This window comes from Peribacillus loiseleuriae (genome assembly GCF_001183985.1).
GTDB lineage: Bacteria > Bacillota > Bacilli > Bacillales > DSM-1321 > Peribacillus > Peribacillus loiseleuriae.
Genome location: NZ_LFZW01000003.1, coordinates 39,956 through 59,356 on the forward strand (window position 1 = coordinate 39,956; position 19,401 = coordinate 59,356).

Sequence of the window (19,401 nt, forward strand, 5' to 3'; positions counted from 1 at the left end):
ATGGTACTGTTATTATTTGAAACAGCTTTGGATGTAATCTCACTCTTTTTGATTATGTTTTCAGTAGGGCGTGAGAAAGTTAGCCTTAAACGAGGAGCAATCCAATGGCTTGTAGTCATCTTGATATTTGGCCTATGGAATCAGCCACTATTTAACTTTGATAGCAGTAATATTAATGCCATACTGCATAGGGATTTTGAAATTTTACCTGTTCAAAGCATTTCAGGACTAATTGGACTTCTTTTTTTGACATTATTAATGAACAGCTTTGTTCTAAAGGCATCACATATTGAAATCATCTTTGTTACAATGCTCGGATTTATTATTTGGTTCTTAATACGATTATTCACTGTCGCAACGATCGATCTATTCACAATTAGTCAGATGACTATTCGCCCACTAACACTTATTCTAGCAATATGCTTTTATTGGCTCATGAAGAAAAAATTTTCAACTTATATACGCAATGATTTCAATCATTTTGTTAAATTAATAATTGTCAGTGTATTTGCCTTTATATTGTATATTGTTCTGTCATCAAGGAATCGAAACGAGTTTATAATCGATCCTGCCTTTATAGCATTTGTTGTTTTAATTGTGCTTGCAATGCTTGTTTTTCTCTTTTATGAACAAAAAAGAACTCAGGTAATGGAAAATCGAATGAAAGCAATTGAAAAATATATTCCAATTATTGATGAGTTAGTGGTGGAAGTCCGATCTAGACAACATGAGTTTTCAAATAAATTGTTAGCTATTTCAAGTATTTTGCAAGCAAATGAGAATATGGAGAATGCACGCGAACAAGTTTCAAAGTATGTAGAGAATGTGCAGCTAACAAGTGGACAGCACGAGTTGCTGAATATGGATCATAAAGTGATTGCAGGCTTTCTCTATACGAAGATGAAACGTGCAGAACAGTTAAATATGAAATTGAAGTTTGAACGTTCAGTATCGGTTTCAGCCTTTCCATGCGAAGATTATGATTTAATTGAAGTTCTTGGTATTCTGATTGATAATGCCATTGAAGCTTGCTTCGGAGGTGATACAATTTTAATCCGAATGGTACAATTAAATGATCGATACGAGCTGACAGTAAGTAATCCAGCTGAGTATATGACGAATGAACAATTTATGCAGTTGTTTAAGCTCGGATATTCGACGAAATCTATTCATTCGGATAACCGAGGCTTTGGATTATATAATGTCCAACAAATTGCGAAGCAATATGGCGGAAAAATTATCGCACGAAACGATCAAAAGAATGGGCCAATGATTACGATTGGTATCCAGTTTTAAAGCATAACAGGGGTTTTAGAGGAACAAATACTTTTTCGTTCCTCTAAAACCCCTGTTTGTTTCTAGCCTGTTGTTTCGGATAAATATGTTCGTTATAGTGTAGTCAACGAAACGGGGGAATACGATGAGAAATTTAATCATGCTGGAATGGCGTAAATTAAAAATGCCGATTTTACTTACAATTATAGCAGGGACCTTACTATCGATTATTTTATGCAGCACCATTTATAAGAGTTATGCATTAGAGCATCAGTTAGAAGTATGGGAAGTTGGGTTTACAATTTTCAATGTCATATTCCCACTTATTTCCGTTTTACCGACGTGTTGGCTGATGTACTTTGAGCGTAAAAATGGCTTCTTAAAATATACATTACCAAGAGCGAGTAAAAAACAATATTTGTTATCAAAATGGCTAGTCATTAGCAGTAGTGCGTTTTTCACTATGTTTATTATATCTTTTGCAGGTGTTGTTACAGCTCTTTATATTGTGCAACCAATTGATGTGTTTTTAGGCTGGATCTCACCTGAAACAGGAAAACCTGCTCCAAGTTTAATCCATTTTCATTTTGCAGCAGAAATTTTTTTAGAATCACCACTACTCTATGGATTTTTATTAAGTTTTTGGAAAGGAATCCTTTCTGTTATTCCAGCTACAATGGGATATGTGTTTAGTCTGTATAGCAAAAACTTATTTGTCATATTAACAGGTCCTTTTGTTTATTTGATTTTAGAAAATTTCACTCTTCAGATAGTAGGACTTGATCATTTGCGATTAGCTGTAGCTTTCGAACCAACAATGATTCTTGTTGAAGACGTTGGTCTGCCATCCTTTATATTTGGCCCTGTGCTAGCAGTACTTGTCACGATTCTTTATGTCATATATATGAAATTTAAGGTAAAGGAAGATATTTACACGATCTAAGGCAGGAGGAAAGAGAATGATTTCAATCTTAAAACATGATGTTCGAAAGCATATCGGCGCTCCTCTCCTGTTACTAGCTGTCATCTACATTTTGTTTTGTATTGTGGAACGACAAGGTAGTCCGGAAAGTTATGAATTATTTGTTTTAAGGATATTATCGGATCATTATTTAATCATTTATGGTGTGACACCGGTTTTTCTATTGTCCATTTTTCGAAAATTAGAAGAGGATACCCCCTTATTAATCGTTCGTTTTCGAACTTTTGCACGTTACTTTTATACAAAATGGCTAGCCATCTCGATTTACGCCATCCTTTTTGTTTTATTGCAAATCATCACTGTACTTATACTAGGAATTGGCTTACCCGTTGGTAATGAATATCCTGTGAATAGTCTAGTTGAAAATGAACTATTTAATTATTTTGAAGCAGCCTTCTCGACCCCTTTATTGGCTGTAATTAGCAGTAGTCTATATATGATGATTGGCTTATCTTTTGTTGGAGTCTCAATTTTAACCATATTTCATTTTTTCAATCGAAGAGTTGTGTTGATAACGGTTCTTCCGGCCTATTTGATAATGGTTATAGGTCTTAAAATACCTGCACTAGGTACTTTACCCTTTATTACGATGAATCGCTACATTATACTTCATCACAATTTAGTGATTGGAAATGGTATTTTATGGTCAGTTACAGGAATGATTGTGTTGGTATTTGTCCAAATTATCTGCATTCGCTTTGCTTGGTATCGTAAGTTTTCACTGTCTTGGAATGTAACAGGTAAAGGATTGTTTTTTTATTACGCACGAGCATTATGGACAGGTAAAATCATTTTATTGCTATGTGGAATTATAGGGACTTTAACGATATGGAAAGCGATGAATGGTATGGAAGAGTCAATGCAAGATTATATACTTCGCTTTTTTTATGGACTAGAAACAGGAAATTTTCATTTGTTAACCTTCTTAGAGCAGCTTATTTATTATGGAACGCCGTTATATTTATTTGCATTATTTATAGAAACTTGGTGTTCAGATGATAACTTGCCTGTATTTATACGAATCAGACAGAAAAAGAAATGGTTGATTGCGATTGTTTCAAACGGACTTATATTCCATATTATTTATATTGGTTTATCTTTTACATTACTTTTCATATGTGGACTATTAACAAAAAAAACATGGATAGCCCATACAATTCAAATTTCAGAAAATATTCAAATGAGTATTTGGCCTATTTTTATTTGCTTGAAAGTAATGGAGCTTAGTGTATTGTTCTTTACATTCTTCTTATTATATATATGGTTAAAAAATGTGACGGCAGCTTATTTAATTGTCATTGCAGCGCATGCACTCATTTTAGTATTAACTGTATTGTTTTCGTATAATCCTGCAGGTTTAGTAACAATTGCAAATCTACAAATATTTGAAGGTTCGACAGGTGTACCATTGAATAAAGCATTTACAGTATTAATGCTCGGATCAATCCTATTACTTGGCTCTATTAGTCGTTCCTACAAACGCTTTTTTAATTAGGAGGTTCATTCATGACAAATGTAATCGAAGTATGTAATGTTTCCAAAGCATTTTCGGGACAAACTATCTTAAAAAATATTCAACTAAAAATTAAAAAAGGGAAAACAGTTGGTATTGTCGGTGGCAATGGTAGTGGAAAGTCTGTCCTATTTAAAACGATATGTGAATTTATTCGTCCAGACGAAGGAATGGTAAAAATTCGTGGAGAAGTGTTAGGAGCAGAAATTGATTTTCCAGAAAATGTTGGGGTGTTTATTAATTCACCTGGATACATTGAGATTTATAGTGGATTTAAAAATCTGCAGTATTTAGCTGCAATTAATAAAAATATAACGGATTCACAAATTAAACAAACAATGAAACATGTTGGATTAAATCCAGATAATAAAACGAAGGTCAAGGATTATTCGCTCGGTATGAGACAAAAGCTGGGGATTGCTCAGGCCATCATGGAAAATCAAGATATTCTAATTCTAGATGAACCGTTTAATGCATTAGATTATAAAACATATAATGATATTAAGGAGATTATAAGGTCACTTCAGGCTACTGACCGAACAATTTTACTAACAAGCCATCACTTTCAAGATATTGAAGAGCTTTGCGATGAAGTGTATTTCATTGCTGATGGAGAACTAAAGCATTTAACGGAAGAATTGAAATCGATTTATTTTAAACGTTCGTAATAAAGTAGACTCTATAATAACACTAACTAATAGAAGCATATTAGTTATTCTGGGTGCTTTTCATGAATAAAAAAGTCCTAATTTTCCACTTACAATACCGAGAAATTAGGCTTTTTTTATATTTGAATTTCCTTAATGTTGTAACCCTGCTTTCCTGATGCTACTCCTACTATATAGATAGTTTAAGAATCCACAATCTTCTATTCTGCCAGTTCCTTTTTTATCCTATAAACAGTTGATCGAGTAATAGCATTTTTTTCCGCAATTTGCTTAATTGGAGTTCCGGATTTCAACATTCTTACCACCTCTTGATAGACTAATCGCTTTTGTGGATTCTTTGCGTTAGGTGAATAAAGTAACGGACGCCCTTTGTAAACTCCCTTTTCTTTCGCAATTTTTATACCTTGAGCTTGACGACGTTTACTTTCTGTCCGTTCCATTTCTGCAACCATTGCCAAAATCTGAACAATCAAATCTTTCATAAATCGATCCAATAATGGATTTCCAATAGCTTCAGCTAAGATGGGCATGCTCGTCACGATTAAACCTGCATTTTTATTTTTTAAAGTAGTAACCGTTTCAATAATCTCATTGTAGTTCCTTCCTAGTCGATCAATCGCTTCAACCATGAAATAATCTCCTTCACGAACAAAATCAAGAGCTTTTTGGAATTGCTCTCGATTATTGACTGCAGCACCAGATTTCTTCTCTGTAAATATTTTTTCTGCTCCAAAACTTTTCAAGTTTTCAATCTGCCGTTCCAAATTTTGATCTTCAGTAGAAACTCTAGCATAAGCAACTTTCATTTCGTAATTTTCCCCTTTTGCAGATCTATTTAATAGACACCCTAATCATACACTCAAAACCTAATCTTAACAATAACGCTTAAGTGTTTGTTTAAGGTTTACCCTAAATAGACATTGAATAAAAAATATGAAACAATGGACCTGAATCCAAAAAAGGAAGTGACAAAAGACAATGCAAGAAATAAATTCTTTAACTCAATGTACAGAAGTACAACTGGAGGAAGCACACAGAAAATATTTAATTATCCATTCATATTTACTAAAGTCGAAATCTTTAGAAGTAATTAGTGCTGAGGAAAATATTTCAATTCGTACCTTGCGTTATTGGATTCAGAAATATCAAGAACTAGGTTTAAGAGGACTAGTTCGAATGGAAAGAACTGATAAGAGAAACGTGAAAGTTGATCTAGCAATCCAAGACCAAGTAAAAAAAATATTCTTATCCAACAAAGGTATTTCAATTACCTCCATTTACCGAAGAACATTAGCTTGGTGTGAAGATAATGATTTACAATTTCCTAGTTACCATCAAGTTCGAGCAATTACTAAGACAATTCCTCAAAATATAACGAAGTTAGCTCATGACGGAACAAAAAAATATGCCAACGAATTTGATCTTGTCTATTTACGTGAAGCAAATTATCCAAATGAGATTTGGCAAGCTGACCACACAATGCTTGATATTGAAGTTCTAAATGAAAAGGGAAAGCCAGAGCGCCCTTGGCTAACAGTAATACTTGACGATTATAGTCGAGCAGTTGCTGGATTCTTTATTGACTTTAAGTCACCAGATACCTTGAGAACTACGTTAACTTTAAGGAAAGCGATTTGGCGTAAAGAGAATAAAAACTGGCCGATTTGTGGAATTCCTGAAATTTTTTATACAGACCATGGGAGTGACTATACATCAAAGCATATGGAACAAGTTTCTGCAGACATTCGTATGAACTTGTCATTTTCTAGAGTAGGAGTCCCAAGGGGACGAGGAAAAATTGAACGATTCTTTCAATCTATTAACACTATGTTTCTTCAGGACCTGCCGGGTTATATCAAAAATAAAAAAACGACTAAACTATTGACGGTTTCTGAATTTGTTGAGAAAATCACTAGTTTTATTTTGAATACTTACCACCATCGTACACATGGAACTACAAAAAAAGAGCCAATTAACATGTGGAATGAATTCGGATTCTTACCCAATATACCGAATAGTTTAGACGAGTTGGATTTATTACTTCTAACTCCAGCAAAACCAAGAAAAGTTCATTCTGATGGCATACACTTTATGGGGCTAAAATATATGCATACAAATCTTTCAGCCTTTGTTGGTGAAAATGTGGTCATTCGATATGACCCAAGAGACATTGCGGAAATTCGAGTTTTCTTCAACGGTGAATTTTTATGTACTGCCATTTCATCGTCAATAGATGGTTATTCAATTGGTGTAAAAGAAATTGAAGCAGCGCGAAATAAACAAAAGCGTGAATTGAAGAAACAAGTAATGCACACAAAATCCGTTGTTGAAAATTTAAAAGCTGAAAAAGATGCAGAACATCCAAGGTCGGATACTGAGAATTCACCCAAAAAGACGACTTTGAAGAGGTATTATCATGAGTAATAATCCTGTATTTATTGAAACAAAAGAATATAAGCGCTTTGCTGAATTCTGTGATTCCTGCGCAAAGTACAAGTATATTGGAATTTGTCAGGGTCCCCCGGGCGTTGGAAAAACTATTTCAGCAAGACATTATGCAAATTGGGATTATGTGCATCGAAAAATCACGGAAAGCAAACTTTTTGCAGATCAAGGCCAAAATATTGAAGATGATAGGATATTAAACTGTCATACTATCTTCTATACAGCACCGGTAATGCGACCATCCCAAATTTATGTTCAAATAAATAATTTAGCAGAGTATCTTCAATATGGAAAAGATGGATATGTCGCTAAAAGAGATAACCTTGAAAATGATTGGATAAAATCATTTGATAAAGGATCGAGATATGAAGATGTTAACTTACTTATAGTTGATGAAGTTGACCGTTTAAAGCTTCCAACTTTAGAAATTATACGCGACATTTATGATCAAAATAACATTGGCATGGTTCTTATTGGCATGCCAGGAATCGAAAAACGTTTATCACGTTACCCTCAGTTATACTCAAGGGTTGGATTCATTCATGAATTCAAAAAGTTAACTCCGACTGAAATGAAATATATTTTAGAGTTCAAATGGCAAGAGTTTGGGACGTCTATAAAATATGAATCTTTTTCTGATTATGAAGCATTTAATACTATCATTAAAATTACTAGTGGAAACTTTAGATTAATTCAACGTTTATTTTCACAAATTGAACGAATTATGGAAATCAATAGACTAGAAAAGATAACAACAGAAGCAAACGAAACAGCACGGGACATTTTAGTCATTGGATCGAACGACTAAGCAAAATGGGTAGTAAGGTTTTGTACTGACTACCCATTTTGAATGCAATTTAGCGTTTAAAAAGGGTGCAATTTATCTCTTAAAGTCACAAATATTTCACCTGAAAAATCAGAATCACTTATGTTAAGACACACGATATTTCATTTTGAAAAATTGTGTGTTTTTTACTTTCCGGAGCTCTTATAAAGTAACTAGTGTATAATTTCTCCGTGTTGAAGCAAGATATTAAGGGCTTTTTTAAGTGTGCTTTGAAACGGATTTCATTAGGATATTTGTGAAATATTGAAGTGTATTTTCGGAATAATGAAAATAATCTCGTGAAATGGAAACTAATTAAGACTGTATATAGAAGGTGATTTTTTGAAGATATTCTTAGTTCTAACAAGTATTGTACTTCCTTTAATTATGTTTTTTCTACAGAAATTCCAGGTGAAATTTCGTATTATTTTTTAATTTAGGTGCCATTGTATCAGCCATTATATTTGGAGATATTGCTTCTATGTCTGTTTATAAAATCATAAAAGATAAAACTGTATTTATGACGAATATCCATTCCATCTTCCTAAATCCATTATTCTTATTAACTGGGGGTTATTTAGGGGTATATATCATTTATCGACTGATAATCACTACTATTTAGAATCCTAGAAAATGAAGGAGGTGTTATATCGATGGGAATAATACAACGTATCGCCTTATTACTAACTATAATTGGGGCTATTAACTGGGGCTTAATTGGTTTTTTTAGATTTGATTTAGTAGGAGCAATATTTGGCGGACAAAGTGCCTTTTTGGCAAGAGTAATTTTTGGCCTAGTTGGGATTAGTGGACTAGCATGTATAACCCTTTTATTTGCACCAATGGGAGCAACCGTGCAGAACGTGAATCGACAAGGTCAAAGAAACCTAAATTACTCCACTGAATTTGGTGAGGAAACAGATTTATCAAAATTAAAGGAAGAATAGTATCTAATCATTCAAAGGATAAATCAACCTCAATAATGTATAAGAGCCATGCTATAGCATGGCTCTTATGTTTTCCAATGAAATTATTTAATAAATTACTTTGCTAGTCCATTCCAATAAAAATCAACAATTTGTTCTGTCATTTCATCTATTGAAGGAAAAATAGGTTTTTGATCCGAATCCTTATAATTTCCCACTGTTAGCAGTGAGACAAAAGCATGGGCTCCTAATTTCGGGTGACCCTGAGGAATGTCTCCCTTTTCCATCGCATTTATTAGTGCCTGCTCAAGTACTTCATACATTTTATCTTCTGCTTCCTTCATCTGCTGTAATTGATCTTTGGAAAGAGAAGTTTTTGCTTCTTTCATAAAGCCTTTTAAATCAATATCAACTGTTGCTTGCAAATGCGCTTTGGCAAATTCAAGTAATCGATCTTTCAATGGTTTGTCCGCAGAAAGTATATCAAAAATGCGTTTCCTAATTCGAATCATCATTTGGACCATTGCATCCGTAAAGAGATCAGCTTTTGTTTTATAATAGTAATACACGGTTGCTTTGGTTACTCCACATTTTTTTGCAACATCATCCATGGAAACTACCTGATAGCCTTGTTCAAGAAACAATCGAGTAGCTACGTCTAATATTACGTTTTTTGTAGGCTTCTCTTTATGATCTTGACGTGGTCTTCCAAGTGGTCGATGTTCCTGTTGCATATAGTTCTCCCCTAACTTATTAATATCAAAATATTATAGCACATATTCAAATTTGTTCTTGAATAATTAACTGACCGGTATATATAATTAATAATAAATCAATTGAAAAGGTGGGTTTTTATGAAAAAACGCCCTTGGCATTCATGGGGAACATTCGTTGGAGGTTCAAAGACTCGCTGGATTACTCTCGTAATATGGATACTTCTAACCGTCGTTTTATCTTTTACTTGGCCGGCAATCAATTCAGTGGAAGACGATACAGCAGTAGACCTTCCTGATTCATCCATGTCACAACAAGCGAGCAGACTCATTAAAAAGGAATTTCCAAACGATGCCGGGAACCCTGTTCTTATCGTATGGCACAAAGATAACAAGCTAAATAATCAGGACTATAAAGCGATTCAAAGCGTTTATAAGCAGCTAAAAGATAAACCATTAACAAAACAATCGACTTTACCACCATTTGATATCATTCCCGAGCAGGCACTTGCGCAAAGCGTTTCAGAGGATGGTACCACTCTAGTCACTCCGGTATTTTTTGAAAAAAATGCTGGAATGGAAATTCTTCAAGTCAATATGGATGAAATAAAGAAAATAGTTAAAAGTACGATGAATGAAGATCCATTTAAACGAAAGCTATCTGATTCTGGTTTACATGTTCGGTTATCCGGCCCTGTTGGTACTCAAACTGATGCTGTTAGTTTATTTAGCCAAGCAGATGTCAAATTATTAGTTGCAACTGTACTACTGGTTTTAGTCCTATTAATTCTTCTCTATCGTTCACCTCTTATGGCAGTTTTACCTTTGATTGTTGTTGGATTTGCGTATGGTATCATCAGTCCAACTCTTGGATTTTTGGCAGATAAAGGATGGATTACAGTTGATGCCCAAGGTGTTTCCATTATGACAGTCCTATTGTTCGGAGCTGGAACGGATTATTGTTTATTCCTCATCTCCAGATATCGGGAATTCTTGCTTCGCGAGGAAAATAAGTTTAAAGCCTTACAACTTGCAATGAAAGAATCAGGCGGAGCTATTTCGATGAGTGCTCTAACTGTCATGATAGGGTTAGGTACATTATTGCTTGCTCATTTCGGTTCTTTCCATCGGTTTGCCGTTCCATTTAGTCTCGCCGTTCTTCTGATGGGGATTGCAGCTTTAACACTTCTTCCAGCTTTGCTTGCGATTTTTGGAAGAGTGGCATTTTTTCCGTTTATTCCACGAACAAAGGAAATGACAGAAGAATGGGCTAAAAAGAAAGGGAAATCAATCAAACTTAGAAAATCACAAGGGTTCTTTAGTAAGGGACTTGGCCGCCTCGTGACCCGACGGCCATGGACGGTGATTATTACAACGCTTATTCTACTTGGAGGATTGGCTGCCGTTGTTCCACGAATTCAATATACGTATGATTTATTGGAGTCTTTTCCTAAAGATATGCCCTCAAGGGAAGGGTTTGATTTAATCTCTGATCATTTTTCTCCGGGAGAATTGGCACCTATACAAATTGTTGTTGATACCACTGGGAAAGACATCTCTTTGAAAAGGGAATTGGAACAACTTGCCTTCGTAGCGGAAGTAACCGAGCCCGTGGGAGGAAAATATAATCATCATTTGCAAATGTACGAAGTGTCCTTGGCTGAGAATCCCTATTCCATTAAAGCGTTGAATCGGATTCCCGAGCTAAGAAGTCAATTGAAAAAGATGTTAACAACCGCAGACATCCATAATTTCGAAAACCATGTATGGATTGGCGGTGAGACAGCCTCATTATATGATACAAAAATAACCACAGAACGAGATGAATCTGTTATTATCCCCGTTATGATTTGTATTATTTCATTATTGTTGCTGTTATACTTACGCTCTATCATTGCCATGATTTATTTGATTTTAACTGTGGTTTTATCATTCTTTTCTGCACTAGGTGCAGGCTGGCTCATTCTTCACGTTGGGCTGGGGGCCCCTGCAATTCAAGGTGCAATTCCTTTATATGCCTTTGTTTTCCTTGTTGCATTAGGTGAGGATTATAATATTTTTATGGTTTCGGAAATATGGAAGAATAAACGGACTCAAAACCATCTTGATGCTGTTGCGGGCGGAGTGATACAAACCGGAAGTGTTATCACTTCGGCAGGTCTAATCTTGGCAGGAACATTTGCTGTTTTGGCTACTTTACCTATTCAAGTACTTGTTCAATTTGGTATTGTTACAGCAATTGGTGTACTATTAGATACGTTTATCGTTCGTCCACTTCTCGTACCGGCGATTACTGCTGTTCTAGGGCAATTCGCTTTCTGGCCGGGTAAACTCTGGAAGAAGGACGCCTTATCACAAAAATCAAATACTGAATATAACATAGAATAAATAGCTAACATAAAAATCGTGAGGATGGTAATCTATCCACTCTTAGATTTAAACGACTTTATGTGCAGTGAAGTAATCTACATCAAAAATTAAACAACTTTTGACCCCATCCTAAAAAATTAGAATGGGGTTAAGCGTATTTGAGGATTTAAAAATAAATACTATATTGCCACTTTACACTTTGCCAACTTTAAAAAATCTCTCTTGTTTATGAGTGGCCCAAAAAATAATGAATTCTTGCCGTACCCCTTACAAAGGGTACATTTTACAATGGACAGGACTTCATAATTATTTACTGTGAAGTACCATTATTCTCAACTAGTTTCACCATCACGCTAGCAATAGCATGTTTTTCTTGCTCACTAGCAACAGACCACAGATCAGATAATACTCTTTGTTGTTCATTTTTTGGATCGACTGATTGTGCTAAGTAATCGCCGATTTCAAAGGCTAAACTATTAATAGTCCCTTCATCCATGCCTTGACTTTCTCCTTGGTTTAATCTGTCGCCTAAGAAGTTTTTCCACTGATCCCAATTTTCTAAAATTGACATTAAGAATCATCCCTTCCCTCATAATAGTACAATGCTATTGTGTGAAAGAGGAGAGTGATTTATTCATTTAATTTTAGAGGTAGTACAAAAAGTCTGAATTTATTAAGAAAGAAACTCTTTCCTTTCGTGGAGGCTACTGAAAAACTTACATCAATGTAAGAAGAAACTAGGGTTTCGTGGTGAAGGTAAAGGTCAAATATTTACATGTAAATGTGGCTATCGTGAAAAGCTTTCTACTTTCCAAAGGCGATGCTACTTTAATTGTAGTATCGCCTTTGGAAAGTTCTGTAAAATATTCCCTTTCCGTACCTTAGTGCTAATTGACAATAAAGTGGCTTAAAAACGCCATTTAGTTTCTTCATTGAATGGCCCAACGGTGCCAACTGTATTTTTAATTTACATTTCCACACGGTAGAATTCAATTACTGCTTCAATTGAATTAATTCCTGAACGCACTCTTGGACAAGAGTTACCGCCTGGCTCATAGATGCTCCACCACCGAATGCTGCCGTCACTCCCACAGCTTCAAAGATTTCTTGTTCTGAGCATCCTTGATCTAGACACCCTTTAGTATGATAGATAATACAATACTCATCTTGAGAATAAAGGCTTACGCCTAAAGCAATAAGCTGTTTTTCTTTCTTAGATAAAACACCTTCTTTAAAGCATTCTTCTGTAAATGAATTAAATTGTTCAGCAAGTTTAGGCATCTTCTCAGTAAATAAACCCATTCCAGCCTTATAATGATGAAGTGCGGCTTCAGTAGAATTTCCAGCTTCAAATTCCATAATCAATTCAGCTCCATTTCTAACATTTATTAATCAAAAATTAGTATGAGCCAAATAAGAATTGATTAAACAAAATTGACGCTATTACTTAATTACAGTGAACAGATGACATTTAACCAATTTTTCTCAAGCTTACTTCTAGTAATTGTCGGTTCATAGACAAATATAAGGAGACTTTCCTGTCATCAATGACTCTAATACTAAAGTTTTTTGATAGATATTATCGACTTCCATAATCAACTAATCATAATTTTTACTCTGACAGGCAAAATGATAATAATGGTTTATCCAAAGTTATTTATAGGGTTAACAAAATATTTGATATTCTTTACAATTCCCGTATCACAAAGTATAATAAATCCTGTAAAGTCGATTTCAATGAGCATATCAATTATATTATAAGAGGTGCATTTTGTGAGTGCGGTAGTTTCTAAATAGTAAAACATTATAGGAAATAAGGAAGTTTTAACAACAGGGGATTTCAGTTAATTTCACACCCCTTATTTTGTTATGGACTTATTTCCACTTATGAAGATACCTACCACACTTTACAAACAAGCGCATCACTTCATGATTAGAACTATCGTTATTGATGGTTTTATTTATGTATTTTACTTTTGCATTGTAAACGTAAGCTGCGGTATCCACCGCAGCTTTTTTTATATTTATACTCAACTCATTGAAATCTTGCCATTAGGTTTCTTCATTGCTGATCTATTAATCACATTGAGGAGAATGAAAACATGAATGAAAATACTTTTGAAAAATTACAATACAACGAACTAAAAAAAATCGTAAAATCTTATTGCGTTAGTGGACTAGGCAAACAACTAATTGATAAATTAATTCCTAGTTCTAACTTAAAAATAGTCAAACATCGATTAACTGAAACATCTGAAGCACGTGCCATCCTTGACGCAGGAGAAAACCCGCCTTTTACAGGTGTTTCCAACATTGAACATATTATTGCTAAATTAGAAAAAGGCATAATTTTAGACCCATCGGAGTTCGTAAGTATTTCCGACTTTTTAAGAGGCAGCCGAAAAATAAAAATTTTCATGTCCAACAAAGAATTTTCTGCACCAACATTAGCGTCCTATGCTAATTCCATGACAGAATTCATGGAGGTAGAAGAGGAAATTAATTTTTCTATTAAAAATAATCAAGTTGACTCGTCCGCCAACAAAGAACTCAAACGTGTTCGTTACCATATTCAAACAACTGAACAAAAAATAAAAGAACGATTAAATAAATTTTTAAACAGCAGCGTAAATAGAAACTATATTCAGGAATTCATAATTAGTATCAAAGATGACCGTTATACAATACCTATAAAAGCATCATACAAAAATCAAGTACAGGGGACCGTAATTGAAATATCCTCTAAAGGTTCAACAGTCTTTATGGAACCTAATGTGGTAGGGAAATTAAGTGTTGAATTAGCAATATTAAAATCCGAAGAGGCAATGTTGGAATATCAAATACTAGCTACTTTAACAGGGCTAGTGGCAGAAAATCTCCAACCTATTAAAATCAATATCGAGCTTATATCCCAGTACGATATGATTTTTGCTAAAGCTAAATATAGCAGACATGTGGATGGAATTGAGCCAAAAATAAATGATTATGGAAATATTAAATTAATAAATTGCAAGCATCCATTATTATCAGGTCATGTTGTTCCAATTCAATTTCAGATTGGAAGTAGTTATCGTAGTTTAATAATAACGGGTCCTAATGCTGGGGGAAAAACAATTGTGCTGAAGACAATTGGTCTTATTACTTTGGCAACTATGTCCGGTTTTCATATTACAGCATCCAAAGAAACCGAAATTGCAGTATTTGACCACATTTTTGTAGATATTGGTGACAATCAGAGTTTAGAAAATGCACTTAGCACGTTCTCTTCTCACATGAAGAACTTATCAGAGATACTTCGATCAGTAAACAACAATACCCTGTTACTATTTGATGAGATTGGCAGTGGGACAGAACCAAATGAAGGAGCAGCGTTAGCAATCTCCCTCTTAGAAGAGTTTTATCTTAAAGGATGTATTACCGTTGCCACAACGCATTATGGAGAAATAAAACGCTTTTCCGAAATGCATAGTGACTTTATGAACGCTGCAATGCAATTTAATAATGAAACATTAGAACCTTTATATAAACTTCTTATAGGGAAATCTGGAGACAGTAACGCCTTATGGATCTCTCGGAAAATGAATGTGCCGGAAAATGTTCTAAAAAAAGCCGAAGATTATATGAAAAGTAAAGAATATCGCTTAGAACGACTAAATCAAAGCAAAATCAGAAAACCAGAAGTAATTGTTGAAAAAGCAGAGAATAATATCGAATATAAAAAAGGAGACCGTGTAAAACTGCTTGACCAAGACGACTTTGGAATAGTGTACAAAGAAAAAGACAAATATTATAACGTTACTGTATTTTATCAAAATCAATTTATTGAGGTAAACGAAAAACGGTTGGCTCTAGAGTTAAAAGCTGTAGAGTTATATCCAGAAGGCTATGACTTAGACACTTTATTCATTGATTATACAAGCAGAAAACTAAATCATGATATTGAACGAGGCTCGAAAAAAGCACTTCGTAAAATCCATAAAGAAATACGAAAAAATAAGTAAGTGGAAAAGGGAACATCAATCGTTTGTCTAAGTACATTCCTACACAAACTCACTAATTAAATTGTTTGATCAATGTAAATTACCATATAGTAATGAAGAAACCCAGCTAATCTGCTTATGTGAAGGTAGCTGGGTTTTAAAATTGTAGGTGCAAAATAACACTTAAAAAAAGCGCAAGTTACCTCCTAAAGTGACATTGTTTTTTGATAAAGTAATTATTAGTACGGTAAACGTGCGTTTATGGTGCTGTTTTTAATTAAGCAATTATGAAATATTCATTTTTATCCTAAAAATTGAAACGAAATGGCTTGGGCGTCAGTCTAACTTTTGTCTGATAGAAAGGAGTAAAGATATGTTCCATAATAGAAATAGAATAGGGGTATGGGCTCCCGTCTTGAAAATGCGGATTTACAACGTTAAGCACATTTTCAAGACACTACCCTCTGTATATCTTTGGCTCATTAAGTTTAACTATAGCATTGAACGCGGCTCTAAATAACACGTATCAAATGTTTCTCCACTTTTAAACCCAGAAATATGATCTAGGAACAGCGCATAGAATAGTATAGAAATACTGCGGCTAATGCTGGACATGGAGGGGATATATTTATATGAGTACCAGAATGATCCGGCAGCTGATAAGGTCAAGGCAACAGGAATTAGTCGAACTTGCTGCTTCATTTATTCGAATCCCATCTGAAAATCCATCGCCCAAGTTTAAGAAGCGGTCAGCAGAAATGGGACGCCATATTAGCCGATACCTAGCAGCAAAAGGGTTCTTGATTACCGAGCACCACCGTAGCGAAAATGCGCTGGTTACCATGGTCTGTGATGCTCCCTTAACCAGGGTACCTGGTTCACGGCTCCTATTTTGCGGACATACAGATGTCGTACCTGCAGGCGATCGTTCACATTGGACCTTCGATCCTTTCTCAGGAGAAGTCAGAGCAGATATGCTTTTGGTTCGGGGAGCCTCCGATATGAAAGGAGGCTTGGCATCACTGATTTTTGTGGCTGGACTACTTCAGGAGTTCGCCTCCACTCTTAATTTGAAAGGTAGCCTAGGAGTTATTGCCTCCCCGGATGAAGAGACTGGCGGCATTGAGGTGGCCTCGCTCCTGGATCAAGGATTGATTAAGGGTGATGCTTGTCTGATTGGTGAACCAACGTACCCCCACCATCCGAATGCCGGTGAAAAGGCCGAGGCATGGATGCAGGTGAACATACCAGGTCAGACCGGGCATGGCAGCCAACAACCGCTTTCTGGAATCTCCGCCGTACGAAGAGGGGCAGCCGCGGTCGAAGCACTAACCAAGCTATGGGAGCTCAAGGCAACGCCTCCGGCAGAGCTTGGTCAACTTTTGTACAATACTGAGTGGTTCCTATCTCAGCGTCTAGGAAATCCCTTACTGTCACAATTACTTTATCGTCCCTCTTACAATCCAGGTGTAATCCAAGGCGGAACAAATGTGAACGTCGTCGCAGACAAGTGCATCATTAAAGTGGATACCCGGGTTCCATTCGGTATGAAGCCCGAGTTTGTACTTGATGTCGCTAGGAATCTTGTCAGTGCTGTAGCGCCAGGTGCGGTTGTAGAGCCAATGGTACCCTATACTAACCCGAACTGGACCTTAGAGAATCGTCCAATTGTGCGGGCCATAGAACTAGGAATCCAGCGTGTCCTCGGAATGGAGGAACCCGTCTTCAGCGTCCTCTTGCTTGGTTCAAGTGATGCCAGTCACTTCCGGCGCCATGGCATTGATACCGTCCTTTATGGTCCTGGGCTGCAACACACTATCCATGGGTACGATGAGCAGGTTTCAGTAGAGAGCTTAATAGAATCTGCCGAGATATATGCTGAGACGGCAGTCAAGTATCTTAGGTCATTTTAAATCTATTTTCACTAAAACTTTATGTAGGGGTAACTTCAGAACCTTTTTCTATGTCGAATTTTGCTTAACGTATGTTTTGCGCGAAATGTTGGTGCTGCCCCCGTTACAAATAGCTTATCGTTGTAAATCCGCATTTTCGGGACTCCACCCCTTAAAAATTTATCGCTGGTATATCTTCCTTTGAGCAATAAACAAAATCAGGGTTTCCACTGCTTAAGATGAGAAAGAGCATAAGGGATAACTGACCCCACTTTCAGTGTAGTACTAGGCAAAGCCTAGTGTTTTCATGGGGACAATAATTTTAATTTTAGGAACGCTAAAGTGACAGTCAAAATAATGTAAAGTCACTCTAGGGTGACCCCTTTTAAAAATAAAAGGCTATGTTAAAGTTATTGGTTGATTTTGAATAAAACGTCCTCTTTTGTAGTATCCTGACTGTATACATTACAAAAGGGGCAATTCAAATGACTTTAACGAACATAATAGCTAATATTTCTTCTTTAAATGATAAAGACAAAGAATACATTTTAGATTATCTAACTCGCCATTTCTCGCCTTCATCCTCACAACAAGGAGCTTTAATCGGTGAATTGAGGGAGAGAAAGTTTTCTCATGGTTTTCATTGTCGGCATTGTGGAAGTACATCAGTGGTTCGTTACGGGAAGCGAGATGGTCGCCAACGTTATAAGTGCAAAGATTGTCATAAATTAAGCAGTGATTTGACTAATTCCCCTATGTATCGTTCGAAAAAGGCAGACAAATGGATTCCATTTATTGAGTGTATGTTGAATGGTCTATCACTTCGTGAAACAGCTTCACAAATTGGCATTACTCACGTAACCGCTTTTTACTGGAGGCATAAAGTGCTGTCTGCTCTCACAAAAGAAAGCATCGGTATATTTGAAGGACTCGTAGAAGTAGATGAAACATACTTCTTAGAAAGCCATAAAGGACGTAGAGTTATTCCGAATCGCAAACCAAGAAAACGTGGCGGTTCTGCTTCCAAAAGAGGTATTTCCAATGAACAAGTCTGTGTATTAGTAGCTAGAGACCGAAACAAAACAACCCTTTCAAAACGGGTAGGTTCAGGTAGGATTCTAATGGAACAAATTGATAACACCCTTACATCGCATTTTAAGAATGATACGGTGCTTATTTCCGATGCTCACAATTCTTACAAATCTTACACATCTACTAACGATGTGGAGCACATCATCATAAACGGAAGTAAGAAAGAATATGTAAAGAAAGGCATCTACCACCTCAATAATATTAATAGTTACCATTCCCGTTTAAAGAAATGGATAAGTCGTTTTAATGGTGTTTCTACGAAGTATTTACAACTTTATTTAGTTTGGTTTCAATTCCTAGACAATAGAAAAATGGAAAGCGATTTGAGTAAGAAAAAGCAAATGCTTATCTTGGCAAGTGTTCATGGAACATGGGAAACCGCAGACAAGTTAAGGCTGAGAGACTATGCATTCTAAATAAAAAGTGCACATAAAAATGAGCAAGGAAAATGTATCTCCAAGCCCATTGCATTTTAATGTCCACTTTTTACTAAAGTACCCGTTAATTGAGCACTTTATCTATACTTTTTCAGACTTATCCTTTAGAAATAATCCGATTAACGTAACTACAAATCCACCAGTTACAATAAAGAACTCTTTATCACCACGCAATATTCCACCATATTCTTGTATCCAGAAACCTAAAATCATTATTGCAATGCCAAGTAACATTATTTTAGTAGAACGCATTATTCTCCCTCTTTTCTTATTGAACTAACC

The 19,401-nt window shown here is 35.5% G+C and carries 16 protein-coding genes; 11 read left to right on the forward strand and 5 right to left on the reverse strand.

Going from position 1 to position 19,401, the window contains the following annotated elements:
• From AC625_RS24790 to AC625_RS24805, 4 genes are all read left to right on the forward strand, one after another.
• Positions 1–1,296, forward strand: a complete 1,296-nt coding sequence (locus AC625_RS24790; RefSeq protein WP_049684088.1) for a sensor histidine kinase — start codon at positions 1–3, stop codon at positions 1,294–1,296.
• Positions 1,297–1,420: 124 nt separating this feature from the next.
• Positions 1,421–2,218 (forward strand): hypothetical protein, encoded by a 798-nt coding sequence (locus AC625_RS24795; protein ID WP_049684089.1) that lies wholly within the window; start codon positions 1,421–1,423, stop codon positions 2,216–2,218.
• 16 nt (positions 2,219–2,234) lie between these two features.
• Entirely contained in the window at positions 2,235–3,752 is a 1,518-nt protein-coding gene (locus AC625_RS24800; protein ID WP_049684090.1) for a hypothetical protein, read from the forward strand.
• Positions 3,753–3,763: 11 nt separating this feature from the next.
• On the forward strand, positions 3,764–4,438 hold the full coding sequence (locus AC625_RS24805; protein WP_049684091.1) for an ABC transporter ATP-binding protein: 675 nt from the start codon (positions 3,764–3,766) through the stop codon (positions 4,436–4,438).
• 200 nt (positions 4,439–4,638) lie between these two features.
• Here the strand turns inward: AC625_RS24805 and AC625_RS24810 are convergent, their stop codons facing one another.
• Positions 4,639–5,244 carry a recombinase family protein gene (locus tag AC625_RS24810; RefSeq protein ID WP_031538326.1) on the reverse strand — a complete coding sequence of 202 codons (606 nt, stop codon included), beginning with the start codon at positions 5,242–5,244 and terminating at the stop codon, positions 4,639–4,641.
• Positions 5,245–5,416: 172 nt separating this feature from the next.
• On the opposite strand from AC625_RS24810, the gene AC625_RS24815 reads away from it, so the two are divergent.
• The 3 genes from AC625_RS24815 to AC625_RS24825 all read left to right on the forward strand — a co-directional run bounded on the left by AC625_RS24815 (position 5,417) and on the right by AC625_RS24825 (position 8,656).
• Positions 5,417–6,862: a Mu transposase C-terminal domain-containing protein gene (locus AC625_RS24815; protein WP_049684092.1), complete on the forward strand. Its 1,446-nt coding sequence runs from the start codon at positions 5,417–5,419 to the stop codon at positions 6,860–6,862.
• A complete protein-coding gene (locus AC625_RS24820) occupies positions 6,855–7,691 on the forward strand; it encodes an AAA family ATPase (protein WP_049684093.1) in 837 nt (278 codons plus the stop codon). The genes AC625_RS24815 and AC625_RS24820 overlap by 8 nt, the downstream gene beginning before the upstream one ends.
• Positions 7,692–8,362: 671 nt before the next feature.
• The gene (locus AC625_RS24825; RefSeq protein ID WP_049684094.1) at positions 8,363–8,656 is read left to right on the forward strand and encodes a DUF378 domain-containing protein; all 294 of its coding nucleotides are present in this window, start codon (positions 8,363–8,365) and stop codon (positions 8,654–8,656) included.
• Between the two features lie 95 nt (positions 8,657–8,751).
• Here AC625_RS24825 and AC625_RS24830 read toward each other — a convergent pair whose 3' ends face one another.
• Positions 8,752–9,369: a TetR/AcrR family transcriptional regulator gene (locus AC625_RS24830; protein WP_049684095.1), complete on the reverse strand. Its 618-nt coding sequence runs from the start codon at positions 9,367–9,369 to the stop codon at positions 8,752–8,754.
• Between the two features lie 120 nt (positions 9,370–9,489).
• Between AC625_RS24830 and AC625_RS24835 the strand changes: the two genes are divergently transcribed.
• On the forward strand, positions 9,490–11,736 hold the full coding sequence (locus AC625_RS24835; RefSeq protein WP_049684096.1) for an MMPL family transporter: 2,247 nt from the start codon (positions 9,490–9,492) through the stop codon (positions 11,734–11,736).
• A 292-nt stretch (positions 11,737–12,028) separates the two neighbouring features.
• On the opposite strand, the gene AC625_RS24840 is transcribed toward AC625_RS24835, so the two are convergent.
• Both AC625_RS24840 and AC625_RS24845 read right to left on the reverse strand, forming a co-directional pair.
• Complete coding sequence (locus AC625_RS24840; protein WP_049684097.1) at positions 12,029–12,289, reverse strand: DUF3243 domain-containing protein; 261 nt, start codon at positions 12,287–12,289, stop codon at positions 12,029–12,031.
• Positions 12,290–12,711: 422 nt separating this feature from the next.
• Positions 12,712–13,077, reverse strand: coding sequence for a carboxymuconolactone decarboxylase family protein (locus AC625_RS24845; protein ID WP_049684098.1), 366 nt, complete (start codon positions 13,075–13,077; stop codon positions 12,712–12,714).
• A gap of 743 nt (positions 13,078–13,820) precedes the next feature.
• Here AC625_RS24845 and AC625_RS24855 point away from each other — a divergent pair.
• The 3 genes from AC625_RS24855 (at position 13,821) to AC625_RS24865 (ending at position 19,098) form a co-directional block, all read left to right on the forward strand.
• Positions 13,821–15,719 carry an endonuclease MutS2 gene (locus tag AC625_RS24855; protein ID WP_049684100.1) on the forward strand — a complete coding sequence of 633 codons (1,899 nt, stop codon included), beginning with the start codon at positions 13,821–13,823 and terminating at the stop codon, positions 15,717–15,719.
• 611 nt (positions 15,720–16,330) lie between these two features.
• Positions 16,331–17,611 carry a M20 family metallopeptidase gene (locus tag AC625_RS24860; RefSeq protein ID WP_049684101.1) on the forward strand — a complete coding sequence of 427 codons (1,281 nt, stop codon included), beginning with the start codon at positions 16,331–16,333 and terminating at the stop codon, positions 17,609–17,611.
• Positions 17,612–18,075: 464 nt separating this feature from the next.
• Complete coding sequence (locus tag AC625_RS24865) at positions 18,076–19,098, forward strand: IS1595 family transposase (RefSeq protein ID WP_049682967.1); 1,023 nt, start codon at positions 18,076–18,078, stop codon at positions 19,096–19,098.
• 102 nt (positions 19,099–19,200) lie between these two features.
• Here the strand turns inward: AC625_RS24865 and AC625_RS27165 are convergent, their stop codons facing one another.
• Positions 19,201–19,371: a hypothetical protein gene (locus AC625_RS27165; protein WP_156187596.1), complete on the reverse strand. Its 171-nt coding sequence runs from the start codon at positions 19,369–19,371 to the stop codon at positions 19,201–19,203.
• Between the last annotated feature and the right edge of the window lie 30 nt (positions 19,372–19,401).